Raw genomic sequence first — 18,259 nt, forward strand, 5'->3', positions numbered from 1 at the left:
TTTTTTCTACCGCCCGCGGGGCGCCGCGCGCGCGCGGCGCGGGCTGTTGGGGGGGGGGGGGGCCCCCGGGGGCGCGCCCCCCCCGGGCCCGGGCCCCCCCGCGGGGGCACGTCGGGCGGCCCCGGGATCGAGTCGGAACGCGGGTCGGTTGCCGGCGTGGCGTTGGCGCGAGCGCAGCCACGACAACCGGTGCAGCGATTCGGCGTGGTGGTCGGTGATGGTGACGGCGGCGCGGTCGAACGAGTGCAGCACGGCGCGGTTCAGCTCCACCACGGCGCGGTCGCGCCACAGCGAGCGCTCGGTGGACGTGTCCAGGCCCAGGGCCTCGGCGACGGGGCGGGCCGCGCCGTAGGCGTTCTCGTCGGCCAGGCTCCGCGCGCCGATCTCGGAGCCGACGAACCACGAGTTGAACGGCGCGGCGGGGTAGGTGACGCCGCCGATGACCAGCCGCATGTTCGTGATCACGGGCACCGCGTGCCAGCGCAGGCCCAGCTCGCCGAACCACGGCAGGTCCGGGTGCTCGAGGCGCACCTCCTGCACCACGTCCGGCGGCACGGTGAACAGCTTCACGCCCTCGTGCGCGGTCTCCACCACCAGCGGCAGCAGGTCGAAGCGGCCCGGCGGCGCGGGCGGGCGCCAGCCCATGCCGCGCACGGCCTCGGTGAACTCGCGGTAGCGGCGGTCGCCGGAGCCGTCGCCGTAGCCCGCATACCGGACCAGCTGCTCGTTCCAGACGCACGGGCCGGGCGCGGTCGGGGTGTCCGGCGCGAACACCGTGACCAGCGGCCGGATCTCGCCGCCGTTGGTGGCGAGCCGCAGGTGCTCGACGCACTCGGCCGCCACCGCGGCCGCGTTGCGGAACCCGCGCAGGTCGCGGACCTTGAGCCGGCGCCACGGCACGCCGCTGGTGCACCAGCCGGAGTCCCGCAGCGCGATCCGCGCGCCGTAGGCCAGCTCCTCGGTGGTGTGGCGGTAGGCGCCGGTGTCGGCGATCTCCTCCCGGACCCGCGCCAGGCGCGGCCCGACCGGCCCCGCCTCGGGGTGGGCGATGTGGAACATGCGGAGGAAGCCCTCCGCCGCGTCCACGTCGAACGTTATCGTTCCGTTGTCGACAAGGGTCACGGGCGGCAACCGTAGTTGCGCACCCGCGTCACTCGTCACTGCCAGACGGGGCACATCGGGTGATCGACAAACTGCACTCGATCCGGTGACGAAACCACTGGCAGTCGCCGCGTCGTCCGCGCGGAGCCGCGACTTTATGCCACGGTCAGGTGAGGTCGATCCGCTCGAACATCAGGTCGTGGCTGACCCGGTCCTCCTCGACCGCCCGCTGCTCGAACTTGGTCACCGGCCGCCAGTCCGGGCGCGGCGCCCACCCGTCGTACCGGTTGCGCAGCAGGGGCTCGGCGGAGCACACGCGCAACATCTGCTCGGCGTACTCCTCCCAGTCGGTCGCCAGGTGCAGCGTGCCGCCGGGGCGCAGGCGCGTCGCGACCAGCCGCACGAACTCCGGCTGCACGAGCCGCCGCTTGTGGTGCTTCTTCTTCGGCCACGGGTCCGGGAAGTAGATGCGGACCTCGGCCAGCGAGTCCGGCTCGACGTGCCCGGAGAGCAGGTCGACCGCGTCACCGCGCAAAACCCGCAGGTTGGTCACGTCGAGCGCCTCGGCGCGCAGCAGCAGCTGCGCCAGGCCGGGCTTGTAGACCTCGACGGCCACGTAGTTGACGTCGGGGGCGGCGGCCACCAGCTGCGAGGTGGTCTCGCCCATCCCGGAACCGATCTCCAGCACCACGGGGGCCTCGCGGCCGAACCACTCCGCGAAGTGCACGGGACCGGCCGGGAGCGCCTTGACCTCTTGGCCCAAGCGCTCCCAGTGGCGGTCCCATGCGCGCTGCTGACCCACGGTCATCCGTTCGCCGCGTTGCACGTAGCTGACGACGGAACGGTGGTGCGGCGGTCGCTGGTGGCTGGACGTCACGGGCGTACAGCCTAGGTGGTGGGCTAGGCGATGTTCTCCAGGTCCTCGATCTGCTCGCGCAGCTCGGCGGGGGTGAACTCGATGGGTTGGCGCAGGCCGGCGCCGCGGTGCGCGGGGAGCAGGTCCACGAACCCGGCGTGCCGGTCGGTGAACTGCACCGTGGTCGGCTCCGCGGGCCCGTACACGCCGCTCTCCGACGGCACGAACTCCCAGTAGCCGACCTCGCCCTCGGTCGCCCACGGGACGAAGACCCAGCCCGGGCGGCTGCCCAGCAGCCCGGTCACCTCGTCCTCCAGGGCGAACGCGTCCGCGCGCGAGGCGATCTTCCCCCGGTCCAGCGCCCTGAGCCACCAGGGCGCGGGAGCCTCGGGCCCCACCGCGCGGAACAGGGCGAGCACCTGTTGCTCGTCGGCCTTGTGGATCCAGGCCCGACGGGTCTGGGCGGGTGAGTCGGCGAGGCCGACCCCTCCCGCGGGTTCGATCGCGTGCGACCATTCCAACGCCAACATCGGTTCGACGCGAAGGGCGTGGTCGCGTTGCCTGGGCAGGATCTTCCTGGGCGGCTCCTTCGAACCGGTGGCCGAGTGGTCGGCGTTCAGGTCCGGATCAAGCACCGTCACGGGTTCACCTCCGGGGGGTTCCTTGACGGGGGGTATCCGAATTCGCGTGCGGGCAGGCGCCCACCTCACGATTCGCGCTTTCCATCTGACCCGTTTCAGAAGCGCTTGTCATGGGGCTGTGCCGGAGTTCACGACGTCTTAACGAACGTCTTACTCCGGTTGTCGGAATCCAGATCTGTGAAACATGATTGACTTGGAATATTTGTGATCCCGAACACAGGGGGGAATTGGGTGACGGGGAGAGCCGCGGTCGCCGCGGTCCTGATCGCGATGTTCCTGCCGGGCACCGCCCGCGCGCAGACGATCGAGGAGCAGCAGTGGCACCTGGCCGCCCTGGGCGTCCACGCCGCGCACGCCACCAGCCGGGGTGACGGCGTGGTGGTCGCGGTCGTCGACTCGGGCGTGGACGACACCCGACCGGACCTCGCCGGCGCGCTGCTGCCCGGCGCGGGGTTCGGCTCGGCGAGTGGGACCGACGGCACGGAGGACAACGACGGCCACGGCACCGCGATGGCGACGTTGATCGCCGGCCGGGCGGTGGACGGCGGCGCGCTCGGCGTGGCCCCGGCCGCGATGATCCTGCCGGTGTCCGTCGGCGCGGACGGCGACAAGTTCACCACCGCGTCCGTCGCCGAGGGCGTGACCTGGGCGGTCGACCAGGGCGCCGACGTCATCAACCTGTCCCTGACCTCGGTCGCGACGCTCACGCCGGACCTGTTGCGCGCGGTCAACTACGCGTTCGACAACGACGCCGTGGTGGTCGCCGGCACGGGCAACGACGGCGAGGAGCACGTGGGCGCGCCGGCCAACATCAAGGGCGTCATCGCGGTCTCCGGCACGGTGCCGGGCAACGGGCCGTGGCCGGAGTCGAACACGGGCCCGGAGACGGTGCTGGCCGCGCCCGCCCGGAAGATCGTCACCGCGGTGCCGGCGGCGGTCGTGGACACCGGCTACGCCGAGGTCGACGGCACGAGCGCGGCGACGGCGCTGGTCTCGGGCGTGGCGGCGCTGGTGCGGTCCCGCTTCCCGGACCTGGACGCGGGCAACGTGGTCAACCGGCTCGTCACCACCGCGACCGACCTGCTGGCGCCGGGCCGCGACCACGCGACCGGGTTCGGCCAGGTCGACGCGGTCGCCGCGCTGACCGCCGACGTGCCGCGGGTGGAGCGCAACCCGCTGGCGCCGCCCCCGCGCCCGTCGTCCACCGCGGCCACCACGTCGGTGGGGGCACTGCCCTCGCCGCCGCCGGTCGAGGTGGACCGCACCCGGATCGTGCTCGCGGTCGGCGGCCTGGTCCTGCTCGGGCTCCTGGTGGCGGTGGTCGTCCTGCTGCTGGTCCGGCGGGCCCGCGCGCGCCGCGCGCCGGCCCCGGTCGTGATGGAGATCCCGCCGCCGGACGACGACTTCTGGCGGACGGGCCGGTTGTGACCCGGGACGGGCGGGGGTCGAATGCGTATTCGATTCCCGCCCGCCGCGGCGGAGCGGCGGTCAGTCGGCCGCGTGGTATTCCACGGATTCCTTCGTGAGTTGCATGAACGCCTCCTCCAGCGAACCGAGTTGGGGGCTCAGCTCGTGCAGGGTGATCCCGTTCGACGCGGCCAGCTCGCCGATGAACGCCGGTTCCACCCCGTGCACGACGAGCGCGCCGTCGGGCGCCGCGGCCTCGGTCACCCGGGCGCGCCCGGCGAGCAGCTCGCGCAGCCGGTCCAGGTGCGGCGAGCGGACCCGCACGGTGTCCTCGGTGGCGTCCTTGATGAACTGCTCGGTGCTGGTCTGGGCGATGAGCCGGCCCCGGCCGATCACGATGAGGTCCTGCGCGGTCTGGGCCATCTCCGACAGCAGGTGGCTCGACACGAACACGGTGCGGCCCTCGTCGGCGAGCCGGTGCATGAACTGCCGGATCCAGAGGATGCCCTCGGGGTCGAGGCCGTTGACCGGCTCGTCGAACATGAGGACCTTCGGGTCGCCCAGCAGCGCGCCCGCGATGCCGAGGCGCTGCGACATGCCGAGCGAGAAGCCGCCCGCGCGGCGCTTGGCGACCTGGGTCAGGCCGACCAGGTCGAGCACCTCGTCCACGCGCTTGTCCGGGATCCGGTTGGACCGGGCGAGCCACTGCAGGTGGGCGCGGGCGGAGCGGTTGGGGTGCACCCACTTGGCGTCCAGCAGCGCCCCGACGACGCGCAGCGGCTGCCGCAGCGACCGGTAGTCCCGGCCGTCGATGGTGACCCGGCCGCGGGTCGGGTTGTCCAGCCCCAGGACCATGCGCATGGTGGTGGACTTGCCCGCGCCGTTCGGGCCGAGGAAGCCGGTCACCCGGCCGGCGCGGACGGTGAACGACAGGTCGTCGACGGCCACCGTCCGGCCGTAGTGCTTGGTGAGGCCGGTCGCTTCGATCATGACTTCTCCCGTCCGATCAACGCTTGTGGCGAAACCTAGGGCAAACGAGCTCGGGCCACCCCCCGAAGGTGACCCGAGCTCCCCCTTTCCCCCGATACCCGCGCGCCGGCCCCCGATGCCGGCGGCGTGGGCCTCCCCGCTACGCGTCCCGCCGCTTCACCACGACGAGCGAGATGATGTAGACGGCCAGCGCGATGCCGGCGAAGTACGCGAACGAACCCCACGGGCTCAGCTCGCCGATCGCGGGCGGCCCGGCCCCCTCCGGGAGCGCGCTCGGGTCCGGGTCGCCGAAGATGAACTTGCTGGCCACGGTGAACGGCATCCACTTCTGGATGTCGTCGCCGATGTTCGGGATGAACCCGACCACGCTCTCCACCACCAGCGCGAACACCAGGATGATCGACACCGCGCCCGCGGTCTGCCGCACCAGCGCGCCGACGCCCAGGGCGAGCAGCGCGCCCGCCGCGAACACCAGGCCGACGCCCGCGACGTGCCGCCAGTCGTTGGCGGTGGTCAGCGCGAGGTCCGAGTTGTCCTCGGCCAGCACCCAGCTCAGGCCCCAGGAGCCGAACGCGGCGGCCAGGCCGACCAGGCCCGACAGCAGCACCACCACGACCGCCTTGGCGATCAGCGGCGAGATGCGGTCCGGCACCGCCTGGAACGTCGACTTGATGGTGCCGAAGCGGTACTCGGTGGTGACCGCCAGCGCGGCCATCACCATGATCACGTAGAGGCCGAACGTGTGGGTGAACACCGTGCCGAGCACGGGCATCGGGGAGCCGTCCCAGTTCGCCGCGATGATCGCGGTGATCCCGACGGTCAACCCGAGCGCGAGCAGCATGCACCACCACGGCGAGCGGGTGGAGAAGAGCTTGATCCGTTCAACGGCGAGCAGAGTCATCGGTGGTCACTTCCCCGTCTCGGCGAGTTCGGCGTGGTACTCGACGGAATCGCCCGTGAGCTGCATGAATGCCTGTTCGAGTGAACCGCGTTGCGGGCTCAGCTCGTGCAACACCACGCCGCTCGCCGCCGCGATGTCCCCGATCTCGTCGCTGAGCGCACCCGACACGGTGAGCGAGCCGTCCGAGTCCTCACGGACGGTGAAGCCCTTGTCGATCAGCATCGCCCCCAGCTTGTCCGCGTGCGGGCTGCGCACCCGGACGGTGTTCTCGGTCGACCGCTCCACGAACTCGGTGGTGGTGGACTGCGAGATGAGCTTGCCGCGCCCGATGACCACGAGGTCCTGGGCGGTCAGCGCCATCTCCGACAGCAGGTGGCTGGACACCAGCACGGTGCGGCCCTCGGCGGCCAGGCCCTGCATGAACTGGCGGATCCAGAGGATGCCCTCCGGGTCCAGGCCGTTGACCGGCTCGTCGAACAGCAGCACCTTCGGGTCGCCGAGCAGGGCGCCCGCGATGCCGAGCCGCTGCGACATGCCCAGGGAGAAGCCCCCGGCGCGGCGCTTGGCGACCTTGGTCAGGCCGACCAGGTCGAGCACCTCGTCCACCCGGCGGTCGGGCAGGCCGTTCGACTTGGCCAGCCACTGCAGGTGCGCCCGCGCGGAGCGGTTGGGGTGCACCCACTTGGCGTCGAGCAGCGCGCCGACGGTGCGCAGCGGGCGGTCGAGCCGCGCGTACGGCTTGCCGTCGATCAGGACCTTGCCCGCGCTCGGCCGGTCGAGACCGAGGATCATGCGCATGGTGGTGGACTTGCCCGCGCCGTTGGGACCGAGGAACCCGGTGACCCGACCGGGCCGGACGGTGAACGACAGGTTGTCCACCGCCACCGTCTTCCCGTAGCGCTTGGTGAGGCCGACAGCCTCGATCATGGTTTCTCCCCTGGACGACACATCTCCCCCGGACCGCTGACAACCTTGCCGCAGCCGGGGAGCACGCACATCGGTCTGTAGTTGACTCGTCGGTGCGACTTCAGTCTTATCGTGACGGCTACCTCGGTTGTAGTAATCCGTGTTCACCCTGAGTTGTCCCCTAGGCGTTCACCGGGTCGTTCTCAGGGATGGGATGGCCCTACGGTGTGCGGTCATGGGTTACACCGACGCACCCGAGGGCTGGTGGCGGGAGTTCGTGGCGTCCGCGCCGGCCCGGACCGCGAAGCTCGCGATCGTCCGCGCCGACGGGTCGCCGCACGTCACGCCGATCTGGGTGGACCTCGACGGGGGCACGCTCGTGTTCACCACGTACCTGGACTCGATCAAGGGCAAGGCGATCCGGCGGGACGGCCGGGTGTCGATCTGCCTGGACGACGAGCGGCCGCCGTTCGCGTTCGTCACCGTGTCCGGCCGGGCGGAGATCGACGACGACCGCGAGCAGGTGCGCTACTGGGCGGGCCGCATCGGCGCCCGCTACATGGGCGCGGACCGGGCCGACGAGTTCGCCGAGCGCAACGGCAGGCCGGGCGAGGTGGTCGTCCGCGTCCGCGACGCCAAGGTCGTCGCCAAACAGGACATCACCGCCTGACCCGCGCGTGTCCTACGTCCAGAACACGTGTGTCCTACGTTCGGAACGCGCGTGTCCTACGTTGAGGATCCCTGAGTTCAACGCTCAGGACGGTCGCTAAGCGCCGAAGTACCGGTCCAGCACGGCCGCCGCGCCGTCCTCGACCACCGTCCCGGTGACCTCGTCCGCCGCCTCCTGCACGACGACCGGCGCCTGCCCCATGGCCACGCCGCGGGCGGCCCACCGCAGCATCTCCACGTCGTTGGAGCCGTCGCCGATGGCCAGCGTGTCCTCCCGCGCCACGCCGAGCGCGGCCCGCAGCTCCTCCAGCGCCGCGCCCTTGGTCACGCCGGGCGGCGACAGCGTGAGCCACGGCTCGTTGTGGTCGCACGACGCCGTCACGCCGGGCAGCTCCACGTCCATCACCCGCAGCGCCAGCTCCTCGGGCGTGCGCCCCACCCAGCGCATGACCAGCCGGGACGTCGGCGTGCCCACCAGCTCCCGGTACCCGACCTCGCGCACCTCGCCCCACAGGTCGCCGTCCGGGAACCGGCCGAGCGACAGGTTCCCCACGCCGGTCAGCTCGACCGCGAACACCGCCCCGGGCAGCGCGGCGCGCAGGCGCTCGACCGCCGGGCCGGGATCGAATTCCACCTTCCGGGTGACGGCACGGGCGTCGGTGTCCCACCAGACCGCGCCGTTGGAGCAGAGCGCGGTGGTGCCGCGCAGGCCCAGGTCGTCCAGGACGGGCCGGGTGCCGACGAGGCTGCGGCCGGTGGAGAGCACCACGTGCGCCCCGTGGTCGACGGCCCGCCCGATGGCCGCCCGCACGGCCGGCGCAACGTCCTCGCGGCCCACGGGGGTGATCGTGCCGTCGATGTCCAGGGCGATGAGGCGAGGTCTCCAGGTCACTGTCGTCACCCTACTGGGCGATAGTTTCTGAACTGTGGTTCAATAACCGCGTGGCACGACCGAAGACGATCACGGACGAGCGGTTGCTGGCCGCGGCGGCGGAGGTGATCGGCCGCAAGGGGCCGGGGTTCACCGTCGCCGACGTGGCCGAGCGGGCGGGCGTCTCGGTGGGCACGGTGGCCGGTCGGTTCGGCTCGAAGAGCGGCCTGCTCCAGGCCCTGACCAGGCAGACCGCGGACGCGAACGTGCGGCGGATGCGGGAGGCGGCGGCCGCGGCGGCTGATCCGGCGGACGGGTTGCGGGCGGCCCTGCTGACCTGGTTCGAGGACGTCGTCGACCCGGCCGAGGCGCAGAACCACCTGGCCCAGCTCGGGGTCGACCTGATCGACCCGGAGCTGCGGGCGCTGCTCGCCGAGCTGTACGCGGTGACCGAGCGGACCCTGGCGGAACTCACCCGACGGGTGGACCTCCCGCACGGCCCGCCGCCCGACCACGCGGCCCGCGTGCTCACGGGGTTGCTCCACGGCGTGTCGATGGACTGGTCCGTCCGACCGCGCGGCGAGCTGGCCGACCGGCTGGCGCAGGACGTCGACGCGGTGCTGGACGCGTGGAAGGGGAGACGATGAAGGCGTTGGACGGCAAGGTCGCGGCGGTCACGGGGGCGACGCGGGGCGCGGGGCGCGCCATCGCGGTGGAGCTCGGCGCGGCGGGCGCGACGGTGTTCGTCGGCGGTCGGTCGACGCGCGAGCGGAAGTCGCCGATCGGCCGGGACGAGACGATCGAGGAGACGGCGGAGCTGGTCACGGCGGCGGGCGGCCGGGGCGTCCCGGTGCGGTGCGACTTCACCGTGCCGTCCGACGTGGACGCGTTCCGCGACCGCATCGAGTCCGAAGTGGACGGCCGGCTGGACGTCCTGGTGGACGACGTGTGGGGCGGCGAGGCGGACACCGAGTTCAAGGTGTTCTGGGAGCAGGACCTGGACCGGCAGCTCCGAATGTGGCGCAACAGCCTGGAGGCGCACTTCGTCGCCCTGCACCGGCTGCTGCCGCTGCTGGTCCGGCGGCCGGGCGGGCTGCTGGTCGAGGTGACCGACGGCGACAGCGACGAGTTCTACAGCGGGTCGCTGGCCTACGACTCGGTGAAGGTCGCGATCCGCCGCATGGGCACGGTGATGGCGAAGGAGCTGGAGGCGTTCGGCGCCACGTCCGTCGCCGTCACCCCCGGCTTCCTGCGGTCGGAGCAGATGCTGGAGCACTTCGGCGTGACCGAGGAGAACTGGCGCGACGCGATCGCCAAGGAACCGCACTACGCGATGTCCGAGACGCCGCACTACGTGGGCCGCGGCGTGGCGGCGCTGGCCGCCGACCCGGACCGCCACCGGTTCACCGGCAAGGCGCTCGCGTCGTGGACGCTCATGCGCGAGTACGGCTTCACCGACCTGGACGGCTCGCGACCGGACTGGGGCCGCTGGTACGAGGAGGTCTACAAGGCGGGCGTCGACCCGGCGACCGCGGACGCGTCGAAGTACCGCTGACGCGCGGCGAGTCCGGCCCGGTCAGACGTCGCCGGGCCGGACGAGCCCTGTCTCGTACGCCAGCACCACGGCCTGCACCCGGTCCCGCAGCTCCAGCTTGGCCAGGATGCGCCCCACGTGCGTCTTCACCGTCGCCTCGGACAGGAACAGCTTCCGCGCGATCTCCGTGTTCGACAGCCCCTTGGCGATCAGCACCAGCACCTCGCGCTCGCGCTCGGTCAGCGCCTCCAGCACCGCCGCGTCGCGCAGCTCGCCGCCGCCCTCGCCGAGGAACCGGCTCAGCAGCCGCTTGGTCACCGACGGCGACACCACCGCGTCGCCGCTGGCCACCGCGCGCAGCGCCGACACCAGGTCGCCCGGCGGCGTGTCCTTCAGCAGGAACCCGGACGCGCCGTTGCGCAACGCCGACAGCGCGTACTCGTCCAGGTCGAACGTGGTCATCACGAGCACCTTCGCGGTGCCCGCCTCGGCGATCCGCTTGGTCGCCTCGACCCCGTCGAGCACCGGCATGCGCACGTCCATCAGCACCACGTCCGGCCGCAGCCGGTCGGCCAGCTGCACGGCGTCGAGCCCGTTGGCCGCCTCGCCGACCACGTCGACGTCCTCCTGCGCGCCGAGCACCATCCGGAAGCCCATCCGCATGAGTTCCTGGTCGTCCACGAGAAGTACCCGGATCACACTGTCACCTTTCATAGGACGACCGGCACCCTATGACGGGACGAGCGGCAGCACGGCGCGGACCCGCCACCCACCGCCCGGGTTGGGGCCCGCCTCCAGCGTGCCGCCGAGCACGCCGGCGCGTTCGCGCATGCCGATCAGGCCGTTGCCGCCGGACACCGCCACCAGGTCGTGCGGCGTGCCGAACCCGTCGTCGGCCACCAGCACCTCCACGTGATCACCCGCCTGGGTGACGCGGACGGTCGCCGACGCGCCCGAGCCCGCGTGCTTCAACGTGTTGGTCAACGCCTCCTGCACGATCCGGTAGATGCCGAGCCCGAGGCCCGCCGGCAGCGCGTCCATGTCGCCCAGCGTCTCCAACCGCACCGGCAGCCCGGCGGCCCGGCACGTCTCGGCCAGCTCGTGCAGGTCGCCCGCGTCCGGCTGGGGCACCCACTGGGTGCCCGACTGGTCCTCCGACCGCAGCACGCCCAGCAGCCGCCGCAGCTCGGTCAACGCCTGCCTGCCGGTCTCGGCGATGGTGCGCACCGCGGCCTCGGCCAGCTCCGGGTTGGTCTTGATCGCGTAGCCCGCGCCGTCGGCCTGCACCACCATCACGCTCACCGCGTGCGCGACCACGTCGTGCAGCTCCCGCGCGATCCGCGACCGCTCCTCGCCCACCGCGATCCGGGCCTGCTGGTCGCGTTCGGTCTCCAGCAGCTTGAGCCGCTGCTCCAGCTCGCGGTGGTAGGCGCGGCGCGCCCCGACGAACTCGCCCATCGCCCAGCTGAACCCGAAGATCACCGCGATCACGAAGACGATGAACGCGGCCTCGACGCCCGCGCCCATGGGCCACACCGCCCACACGAACGTGCCCAGCGCCAGCCAGACCGCGTAGAGCAGCCCTTGCCGCCTGCCGACGTAGGCCACCATCGTGTAGAGCGCGATCGCGAGCGCGAAGTCGGCCAGCCGCACCGGCATCCCGGTGGCGAGGTCGCCGTGGGTGAGGAGCTGGACCGCGCCGCCGAACAGGATGACGTAGGACGAGCCGAGCGGGTGCTTGCGGCGGAACACCACCGGCACGACCAGGATCGCGCCGACGAACAGCAGCGTGGAGCCCGGCACCGTCGAGCGGTTGGCCCCCAGCACGCCGAGGTCGAAGACGGCGAGCAACCCGGCCATCAGGGAATCCCCGAAGACCGGGTGCGCTCGCATCCACAGGCTCAGCCGCCGCACGTGACCAGGTTAGGTACGGGCCGGCGCGACGCGCGTCGCGCCACGGGCTGACCCCCGCTAGTCCTCCAGGCGGATGGCCGCCGGCTCAGCGGACCGTCTTGATCTGGGTCGGGTCGAGCTTGTCCTCGACCCTCGGCGCGGGCGCGCCGGCCACCGGCTCGACCCGCGTCTGCGGCGGCACCGCCCGCTGCTGCTCGTACTGGCGGTGCTCCTCGGCCATCTCGTCGGCCAGCTGCTGCTGGAGCTGCCGGTCGCGGATGCGGCCCAGGATCATCATGGTCAACGCGTGGACCAGCGCCAGGACCAGGAGCATGACGCCGAGCTTGACCACGACGTCCTTGACCGGGTCGCCGGTGTTGACCGAGATGATCGACACGATGGCGAGCAGCCCGAGCACGACGAGGTGGAAGAGCACCGTCGCCAGGCGGGTCATCGACCTGGCCGCCTCCGGGTCGCCGTACGCGCGGCTCATGTACCCCTTGCCGCTGCGGTAGATCAGTTGGCCGTCGATGAGCACCAGCACCACGCCGAGCAGCAGGAACACCGTATATCCCTGTTCCATGGCGGACCTCCCTCGTCGGTCGCGGAAATACCCCGGTCGCCCCGTTCGCAAACCGCGCGTCACCCCCACGTGGCACGATCTCCGGCGTGACGACGCAGGCCAAGCAGCTCGCCGGTCCGCTCTCGGCGGCGGTCGCGAACCTGTGCGTCGGGCTCCAGCCGCAGGTGTCGCCCGCGACCGCGGCGGGGTTCCGGGAGGTGCTGCGCCGGCTGTCCGCGCCGCTGCAGGTCGCCGTCGCGGGCCGGATCAAGTCCGGCAAGTCGACGCTCGTCAACGCGTTGATCGGACGCCGGGTCGCGCCGACCGACGTGGGCGAGTGCACGCGGCTCGTGACGCGGTTCCAGTACGGCACGGTGGACCGGGTCGAGGTGGTGTTCACCGACGGCCGCAAGCAGGTGCTGCCGTTCGAGGCGAACGGCTCCATCCCGCGCGACCTCGGCGTGGACGTCGACGAGGTGTCCCACATCGAGGCGTACCTGACCAACGCGGTGCTGCGGGACCTGACCGTGATCGACACCCCGGGCCTGGGGTCGCTCGACGCCGCGTCGGTGGCCCGCACCGAGTCGCTGCTGGGCGCGGGGATCGACCCCGACGGGCTCGACCCGGTGTCGCGCAACGCGGTGGCCGGCGCGGAGGCCGTGCTGTACGTCGTGACGCAGGGCGTGCGCGCGGACGACCAGCAGGCGTTGGCCGCGTTCACCGCGGCGACGGCGAGCCGCGAGGCGGGTCCGGTGAACGCGATCGCGGTGCTCAACAAGGCCGACACGATCGCCGCCGAGACCGTGGAGGGCTCCCACGGCGACACCTGGCAGGCGGCGGTGCTCCTCGCCGAACGGCAGGCGCTCACGCTCAAGCCGCGCGTCGCGGACGTGCTGCCGGTGATCGGCCTGGTCGCCGAGTCCACCGAGACCGGCGGCTTCACCTCGGCCGACGCGGACGCGCTGCGCAAGCTCGCCGAGCTGGACGAGGCCACCCGCGAGACCCTGCTCGTCTCGGCCGACCTGTTCGTGGGCTGGGAGTGCGACGTGCCGGTCGGCACCCGCACCCGGCTGCTGGAGAAGCTCGACCTGTACGGCGTCCGCAAGGCGCTGGAGGCCGTGGACGCCGAGCCGACCATCACGGCGGGCGCGCTGCGCCGCAAGCTGCTGGACGCCTCCGGCCTGCACGGCGTGCGCGCGAAGCTCAACGCGGTGTTCCGGTCCCGCGCGGACGGCATCAAGGCCGCCGCCGCGCTCGCCTCGGTGACGTCGCTGGCCGCCGCGTCGGGCGACCCGAACGAGCGGCAGCGCGTGCACGACGCCATCGAGGTCCTGCTGGCCAAGCCCGAGGCGCACCAGCTGAGGCTGCTGGAGGCGTTGACCCTGGTCGCGTCCGGGGCCGTGGCCATGCCGCACGACCTGGTCGAAGAGGTGCTGCGGTTCGGCAGCTCGCCCGACGTGTCCGAGCAGCTCGGGATGCGCGGCCGGCCGCCGCACGAGCTGATGGCCTACGCCCTGGAGCGGGCGGGCTGGTGGCGTTCGTTCGCGTCGTTCGGCGCGACACCGGCGCAGAGCCGGGTGGCCCACGTGGTGCACCGGGCGTACTTCCTGATCTGGCAACAACTGCGGGGACGGCGATGAGCGGAACGGAACGGGGCGGCGCGGCGTCCGAGCACGCTGTGGAGAGCACGCTGGGGACGACCATCGCCGACGAACTGCTCGACCAGGCGTTGGCGGAGCGGCGCGCGCTGGTGCAGCTGTGCCTGTACGCGCTGGACCGCGCCCGCAGCGCCGGGGTCGTGGAGCGGATCGAGGAGGGCCTCGCGGCCATCGGCGTGACCGCGCTGCGGCCCGACGGCGAGCGGTTCGACCCGTCGCGGCACGAGGCGGGCGGCACCGTGCCGACGCGGGACGCGTCGCTGGACGGCGTGGTGGCCGAGACCGAGGTGGTCGGCTTCGCCGATCGCGGCCGGACGCTGCGCGCCCCGATCGTCACCGTCTACACCGCCCGATGACCGGCCTGCCGCAGCTCGTCCGGCAGACCAGGGAGAAGCTGACGACCCTGGTCCGGTCGCTGGACCCGTCGGCCGCGTCGTTCGTGGAGACCCGCCGGTCCGGCCCGGCGTCGGTGGTGGTCGTCGGCGAGACGAACCGGGGCAAGAGCTCGCTGGTCAACGCCCTGCTGGCGACACCGGGCCTGTCGCCGGTGGACGCCGAGGTGGCGACCGCGACCTACCTGGTGTTCCGGCACGGGTCGGAGTGGTCGGCCCGCGCCTGCTACGCCGGGTCGATGTCGCCGGTGCCGTTCGACCGGTCGGAGATCGTGAACTGGGTGTCGGCGGCGCACGAGCTGCCGGAGGGCATGCTGCCGCCCCGGTACGTGGAGGTCGAAGCGCCGATCCCGCTGCTGGAGCGGCTGTCCGTGGTGGACACGCCGGGGGTCGGCGGGCTCGACTCGGTGCACGGCGAGCTGGCCGCCGAGGCCGCCGCGACCGCGACCGCGCTGCTGTTCGTGGTCGACGCCTCGGCCCCGTTCACGCGCGGTGAGCTGGACTTCCTCCGCACGGTCGGGGAACGCGTCGAGACCGTGGTGTTCGCGTTGACCAAGGTCGACCAGTACCGGGGCTGGCGGCAGGTGCTGGAGGCCGACCAGGCGCTGCTGGCCGAGCACGCGCCGAGGTTCCGCGGCGCGACGTTCCACCCGGTGTCGTCGCGGATGTTCGAGCTGGCGGCCAAGGCCCCGAACCCGGACGCGGCGGGGATGCTGCGCGAGCGGTCGGGGATCGGGGCGTTGCAGGAGGCGTTGCAGGAGCTGGTGGTCGGCCGGGCCGCGATGCTCGGCGAGGCCAACGGCCTGCGCGCGCTGGCGACCGTGCTGGACGAGCTGATCGCGCGCAACGAGGCGGACAAGCGCGCGCTGTCGTCGGGCGAGGAGGAGGCCGAGACGCTGCGCGCGCGGCGCGACGAGCTGAACTCGCAACGCCGCTCGTCGACGCGCAGCTGGCAGGTGCGGCTGCGCGGCGAGGTGCAGCGGGCCCGGGTGGAGGGATCGCACGAGGTCAGCAGGCAGATGCGGGACGTGCAGACGTGGTTCCGCACGGCGATCGACTCGGCCGACCGGGAGCGGCTGGCCGCGTTGCCGCAGGAGGTGGACACCGCGTTGCAGGTGGTGTCCGGCCGGATCAGCGCCGGCTTGGCCACGCGGCTGTCCCGCGTCGCCGACGCCGCGCTGGCCGACCTGTTCTCGCCCGAGGAGCTGGCCGTGATCCGGGGCCAGTTCGCCCGCGGCGCGACCCCGCCGGTGGTGCTGCGGCCACCGGAGAAGCGCACGCCGACCGCCGAGGACAAGCTGCTCGTGTTCATGGGCGTGTCCGGCGGGTTGGGCGCGGGCCGGCTGGCCGCGTTGCCGCTGGCCGGGCTCGGGGTGGCGGCGCTGAACCCGATCGTGCTGCCGGTGACCATCGCGCTCGGGCTGGGCGCGGGCTGGTGGATGGCGCGGACCCGGAAGCACTCGGCCGACAAGCAGCACCTCAAGCAGTGGCTGTCGGACGCGATCGCGGACGCCCGGTCCACCGTCGACCAGCTCGTCGCGGAGCAGCTGATCGAGGCCGAGCAGCAGTTGTCGCTGGCGTTGGACGACGCGCTGGGCAAACGGGTCGACGCGATCGAGGCGGAGCTGCGCGAGGTCGACAAGGCGCTGCGGATGGAGGCGGGGGAACGCGCCAAGGCGCTGCAGTCCGTCACGCGCCGCTTGGCCGAGCTGACCGCCGGCCGCGCCAAGGTGGACGACCTGCTGTCCCGCATCCGCGCCGTCCGCGACCGCGCCTGAGGCACGAGGAAGCCCCAGGCCGCATGCGAGCAGAGGCGACACTGGGGCGTTCGTCACTGACGGTAGCATCCCGTCATGCCGCCCGTCGAGGTCGATTTGCCCGTGGTGTGGAACATGCTGTCCGAACCGCGAATGGCTCCCTATCTCGAGGCTGCGGGTGGTGACAAGATCAAGGCGCTCGAGCTGTACGAGTGGAGCACTCGGACGTCGTCGGCGGCATTCGAGGTCGTCGGCCACTTCGAGGTGCTGCTGAGGAACATCATTGACCGCTGCCTTCGCGAGCACTTTCGCGAAGAGCAGTGTGGTATCCCGTGGTTCTTGTTGCCGACGCCGGGCGGTGAACACGTCGCCGAGGCGGTTGAGGCGGTTCGCCGTCGGTTGCGGCCGTTGCGCAAGGAATCCCGGCACCAGGTCATCGCCGGCTTGAGCTTCGGGTTCTGGTCGGCGCTGCTCGGCCCCAAGTACGAAGACCTGTGGCGCGAATGCCTGTACCGGGCGTTCCCGAACTCCTCGGGCAAGCGCAAGCAGGTCGCGGTGGCGATCGAGCGGGTGCGCAAGTTCAGGAACCGCCTGGCACACCACGACTCCACGATCAACGTCGACGTCCCGTTCGAGGTCCGTCAGGTCATCGAACTCGCCGCCTTCATCGACCAGGACGCGGCGGGGTGGCTCCAGCGGTGCAGCAACGTGATGGCGGTGTACGCCCAGCGCCCGGTCAAGGTGGAGGACACGGTTGTGGTCCCGGCCAAGCACGCTTGGGTCCTCTACCAGGAATGTCGTGCTTACGTGTGCCAAGCCGGCCGCGCTTTCCGCCCTGTTGAACGCATCGCGTTCTACGCCGACCGCGAGATCAAGCAGGACGTTCCGGCCGTGGTGCACCGGCGCGACAACGTGGAGTGGACGACGGAAGCGGCCGACCGGTTGCGCACGTCGGAGAACCGGTTCGACCGGAGGGTCGCCAACGTGATCGAGGCATCGCGCGAGGTGTGGAAGGACGGGCGATATCAGGTGTTCCTGCTGACGAGTCCCGGCGATCCTGCCCACCGCCGACTCCCCGCCGCCCTGCCGCACGACGGCTCCGGGCGTGGGTCGGCGTTCGTGCAGAGGCAGCGGTACGCATCGCTTCACTCCCTGGAAACCGCGACCACGACGAGTGACCTCTGAAGCACGGCGAACGGCGGGCCTCGCGGACTGCTCGTGTGCGACCGCGCCTGAGGCACGCGCCAGAACTTCCCCAACGGAACCGAACAGGCATAACGTGAGTCCAAGCGGTACAGGACGCAGGAGGGTGGGAAACGGTGTACATCGACGAAACAGGCGCGACCGACGGCGAGCTGAAGGTCACGGTCGGTGACGAGGAGTACACCGCCGAGGCGACCTACGACCTCGACCAGGACGGGGTCGACGAGAGCGCGGTCGTGGAGACCGGCGACGGTGGGCACCTCGCGTTCAGCGACACCGACGGCGACGGCGACGCCGACCTGATGAGCACGTTCGACGCCGACGGCGAGCTGACCGGCCAGGCCGAGTTCGACGAGGACTCCGGCGAGTGGATCGCCGTGGACCCCTCGGACGACGACAGCCGGCAGACCAACACCAACACCGGCCGGGACATCGTGGTGGACATGGAGGAGGGCGGCGACCAGAACGTCGGCCCCGCCACCGAGGACACCGACGGCGACGGCCGCGCCGACACCGCGGTCGTCAAGGACGAGGACGGCGACACCTGGCTGTTCACCGACGCCGACGGCGACGGCACCGCCGACCTGGCCACCGAGATCACCCAGGACGGCGAGGTCACGGTCTCCCGGCACACCGGCGAGGACGAGTGGACCGAGGTCGAGCACGGCCGCATCGGCGAGGACGGCAAGTACACGCCCGACAGCGACGAGGCGTGGTCCGGCGAGAAGGTCACGGTGTCCGGCGTGGTGCGCATCGACTCCGTCACCGGCCAGTGGATCAGCCCGAACTGACCCGCGACGCCGGGGCGCCCCCCCCCGGGGGGGCGCACCTAGCCGCGCGCGGGGCCCGCGGGGGGGGGGGGGGGTGTCGGGGGGGGGGGGGGCCCCCCCCCTCGCCGCCACCACCTCACGCCTGCGC

The 18,259-nt window shown here is 72.2% G+C and carries 19 protein-coding genes; 9 read left to right on the plus strand and 10 right to left on the minus strand.

Translation table 11 applies throughout. The features are described 5' to 3' along the window. Window positions 1-6: 6 nt before the first annotated feature. The 3 genes from ACFXGA_RS03010 to ACFXGA_RS03020 form a co-directional block, all read right to left on the minus strand. The gene (locus ACFXGA_RS03010; protein ID WP_378083820.1) at window positions 7-1,122 is read right to left on the minus strand and encodes a nitric oxide synthase oxygenase; all 1,116 of its coding nucleotides are present in this window, start codon (window positions 1,120-1,122) and stop codon (window positions 7-9) included. A 145-nt stretch (window positions 1,123-1,267) separates the two neighbouring features. Continuing rightward, entirely contained in the window at window positions 1,268-1,909 is a 642-nt protein-coding gene (gene trmB / locus ACFXGA_RS03015; RefSeq protein WP_378084008.1) for a tRNA (guanosine(46)-N7)-methyltransferase TrmB, read from the minus strand. 92 nt (window positions 1,910-2,001) lie between these two features. Then, on the minus strand, window positions 2,002-2,598 hold the full coding sequence (locus ACFXGA_RS03020) for a hypothetical protein (protein WP_378083822.1): 597 nt from the start codon (window positions 2,596-2,598) through the stop codon (window positions 2,002-2,004). A 231-nt stretch (window positions 2,599-2,829) separates the two neighbouring features. On the opposite strand from ACFXGA_RS03020, the gene ACFXGA_RS03025 reads away from it, so the two are divergent. Further along, a complete protein-coding gene (locus ACFXGA_RS03025) occupies window positions 2,830-4,026 on the plus strand; it encodes a S8 family serine peptidase (protein ID WP_378083824.1) in 1,197 nt (398 codons plus the stop codon). Window positions 4,027-4,086: 60 nt separating this feature from the next. On the opposite strand, the gene ACFXGA_RS03030 is transcribed toward ACFXGA_RS03025, so the two are convergent. The 3 genes from ACFXGA_RS03030 to ACFXGA_RS03040 all read right to left on the minus strand — a co-directional run bounded on the left by ACFXGA_RS03030 (window position 4,087) and on the right by ACFXGA_RS03040 (window position 6,823). Continuing rightward, window positions 4,087-4,995 (minus strand): ABC transporter ATP-binding protein, encoded by a 909-nt coding sequence (locus tag ACFXGA_RS03030; RefSeq protein WP_378083826.1) that lies wholly within the window; start codon window positions 4,993-4,995, stop codon window positions 4,087-4,089. A gap of 139 nt (window positions 4,996-5,134) precedes the next feature. Then, entirely contained in the window at window positions 5,135-5,896 is a 762-nt protein-coding gene (locus tag ACFXGA_RS03035) for a hypothetical protein (RefSeq protein ID WP_378083828.1), read from the minus strand. 6 nt (window positions 5,897-5,902) lie between these two features. Further along, on the minus strand, window positions 5,903-6,823 hold the full coding sequence (locus ACFXGA_RS03040) for an ABC transporter ATP-binding protein (RefSeq protein ID WP_378083830.1): 921 nt from the start codon (window positions 6,821-6,823) through the stop codon (window positions 5,903-5,905). Window positions 6,824-7,037: 214 nt separating this feature from the next. Here ACFXGA_RS03040 and ACFXGA_RS03045 point away from each other — a divergent pair, with 214 nt between their 5' ends. Beyond that, on the plus strand, window positions 7,038-7,472 hold the full coding sequence (locus tag ACFXGA_RS03045) for a PPOX class F420-dependent oxidoreductase (protein WP_378083831.1): 435 nt from the start codon (window positions 7,038-7,040) through the stop codon (window positions 7,470-7,472). A gap of 96 nt (window positions 7,473-7,568) precedes the next feature. Here ACFXGA_RS03045 and ACFXGA_RS03050 read toward each other — a convergent pair whose 3' ends face one another. Further along, a complete protein-coding gene (locus ACFXGA_RS03050) occupies window positions 7,569-8,363 on the minus strand; it encodes an HAD family hydrolase (RefSeq protein WP_378083834.1) in 795 nt (264 codons plus the stop codon). Between the two features lie 50 nt (window positions 8,364-8,413). Between ACFXGA_RS03050 and ACFXGA_RS03055 the strand changes: the two genes are divergently transcribed. Together ACFXGA_RS03055 and ACFXGA_RS03060 are read left to right on the plus strand one after the other, a co-directional pair. Continuing rightward, window positions 8,414-8,989 (plus strand): TetR/AcrR family transcriptional regulator, encoded by a 576-nt coding sequence (locus ACFXGA_RS03055; protein WP_378083836.1) that lies wholly within the window; start codon window positions 8,414-8,416, stop codon window positions 8,987-8,989. A gap of 5 nt (window positions 8,990-8,994) precedes the next feature. Next, window positions 8,995-9,897 (plus strand): SDR family oxidoreductase, encoded by a 903-nt coding sequence (locus ACFXGA_RS03060; protein WP_378084010.1) that lies wholly within the window; start codon window positions 8,995-8,997, stop codon window positions 9,895-9,897. 21 nt (window positions 9,898-9,918) lie between these two features. Here ACFXGA_RS03060 and ACFXGA_RS03065 read toward each other — a convergent pair whose 3' ends face one another. From ACFXGA_RS03065 to ACFXGA_RS03075, 3 genes are all read right to left on the minus strand, one after another. Then, a complete protein-coding gene (locus ACFXGA_RS03065; RefSeq protein WP_106616155.1) occupies window positions 9,919-10,575 on the minus strand; it encodes a response regulator transcription factor in 657 nt (218 codons plus the stop codon). A 30-nt stretch (window positions 10,576-10,605) separates the two neighbouring features. Then, window positions 10,606-11,769 (minus strand): sensor histidine kinase, encoded by a 1,164-nt coding sequence (locus tag ACFXGA_RS03070; protein WP_378084012.1) that lies wholly within the window; start codon window positions 11,767-11,769, stop codon window positions 10,606-10,608. Window positions 11,770-11,875: 106 nt separating this feature from the next. Then, window positions 11,876-12,352, minus strand: a complete 477-nt coding sequence (locus tag ACFXGA_RS03075; RefSeq protein WP_378083838.1) for a hypothetical protein — start codon at window positions 12,350-12,352, stop codon at window positions 11,876-11,878. 86 nt (window positions 12,353-12,438) lie between these two features. Between ACFXGA_RS03075 and ACFXGA_RS03080 the strand changes: the two genes are divergently transcribed. From ACFXGA_RS03080 to ACFXGA_RS03100, 5 genes are all read left to right on the plus strand, one after another. After that, complete coding sequence (locus tag ACFXGA_RS03080) at window positions 12,439-13,971, plus strand: dynamin family protein (protein WP_378083839.1); 1,533 nt, start codon at window positions 12,439-12,441, stop codon at window positions 13,969-13,971. Then, window positions 13,968-14,345, plus strand: a complete 378-nt coding sequence (grpE, locus tag ACFXGA_RS03085) for a nucleotide exchange factor GrpE (protein WP_378083841.1) — start codon at window positions 13,968-13,970, stop codon at window positions 14,343-14,345. The genes ACFXGA_RS03080 and grpE overlap by 4 nt, the downstream gene beginning before the upstream one ends. Then, entirely contained in the window at window positions 14,342-16,159 is a 1,818-nt protein-coding gene (locus ACFXGA_RS03090) for a dynamin family protein (protein WP_378083843.1), read from the plus strand. Before grpE ends, ACFXGA_RS03090 begins: the two co-directional genes overlap by 4 nt. A 75-nt stretch (window positions 16,160-16,234) precedes the next feature. After that, window positions 16,235-17,323: a hypothetical protein gene (locus ACFXGA_RS03095; RefSeq protein WP_378083844.1), complete on the plus strand. Its 1,089-nt coding sequence runs from the start codon at window positions 16,235-16,237 to the stop codon at window positions 17,321-17,323. 134 nt (window positions 17,324-17,457) lie between these two features. Next, entirely contained in the window at window positions 17,458-18,132 is a 675-nt protein-coding gene (locus ACFXGA_RS03100) for a hypothetical protein (protein WP_378083846.1), read from the plus strand. Window positions 18,133-18,259: the final 127 nt, after the last annotated feature.

It is taken from the genome of Actinosynnema sp. NPDC059335 (genome assembly GCF_042752395.1).
Lineage (GTDB): Bacteria > Actinomycetota > Actinomycetes > Mycobacteriales > Pseudonocardiaceae > Actinosynnema.

Excerpts from the sequence above, each read along its gene's own strand:
- trmB (WP_378084008.1), bottom strand. The coding sequence starts at position 1,909 with ATGACCGTGGGTCAGCAGCGCGCATGGGACCGCCACTGGGAGCGCTTG.
- ACFXGA_RS03030 (WP_378083826.1), bottom strand. The coding sequence starts at position 4,995 with ATGATCGAAGCGACCGGCCTCACCAAGCACTACGGCCGGACGGTGGCC.
- ACFXGA_RS03035 (WP_378083828.1), bottom strand. The coding sequence starts at position 5,896 with ATGACTCTGCTCGCCGTTGAACGGATCAAGCTCTTCTCCACCCGCTCG.
- ACFXGA_RS03040 (WP_378083830.1), bottom strand. The coding sequence starts at position 6,823 with ATGATCGAGGCTGTCGGCCTCACCAAGCGCTACGGGAAGACGGTGGCG.
- ACFXGA_RS03045 (WP_378083831.1), top strand. The coding sequence starts at position 7,038 with ATGGGTTACACCGACGCACCCGAGGGCTGGTGGCGGGAGTTCGTGGCG.
- ACFXGA_RS03070 (WP_378084012.1), bottom strand. The coding sequence starts at position 11,769 with ATGCGAGCGCACCCGGTCTTCGGGGATTCCCTGATGGCCGGGTTGCTC.
- ACFXGA_RS03075 (WP_378083838.1), bottom strand. The coding sequence starts at position 12,352 with ATGGAACAGGGATATACGGTGTTCCTGCTGCTCGGCGTGGTGCTGGTG.
- grpE (WP_378083841.1), top strand. The coding sequence starts at position 13,968 with ATGAGCGGAACGGAACGGGGCGGCGCGGCGTCCGAGCACGCTGTGGAG.
- ACFXGA_RS03090 (WP_378083843.1), top strand. The coding sequence starts at position 14,342 with ATGACCGGCCTGCCGCAGCTCGTCCGGCAGACCAGGGAGAAGCTGACG.
- ACFXGA_RS03095 (WP_378083844.1), top strand. The coding sequence starts at position 16,235 with ATGCCGCCCGTCGAGGTCGATTTGCCCGTGGTGTGGAACATGCTGTCC.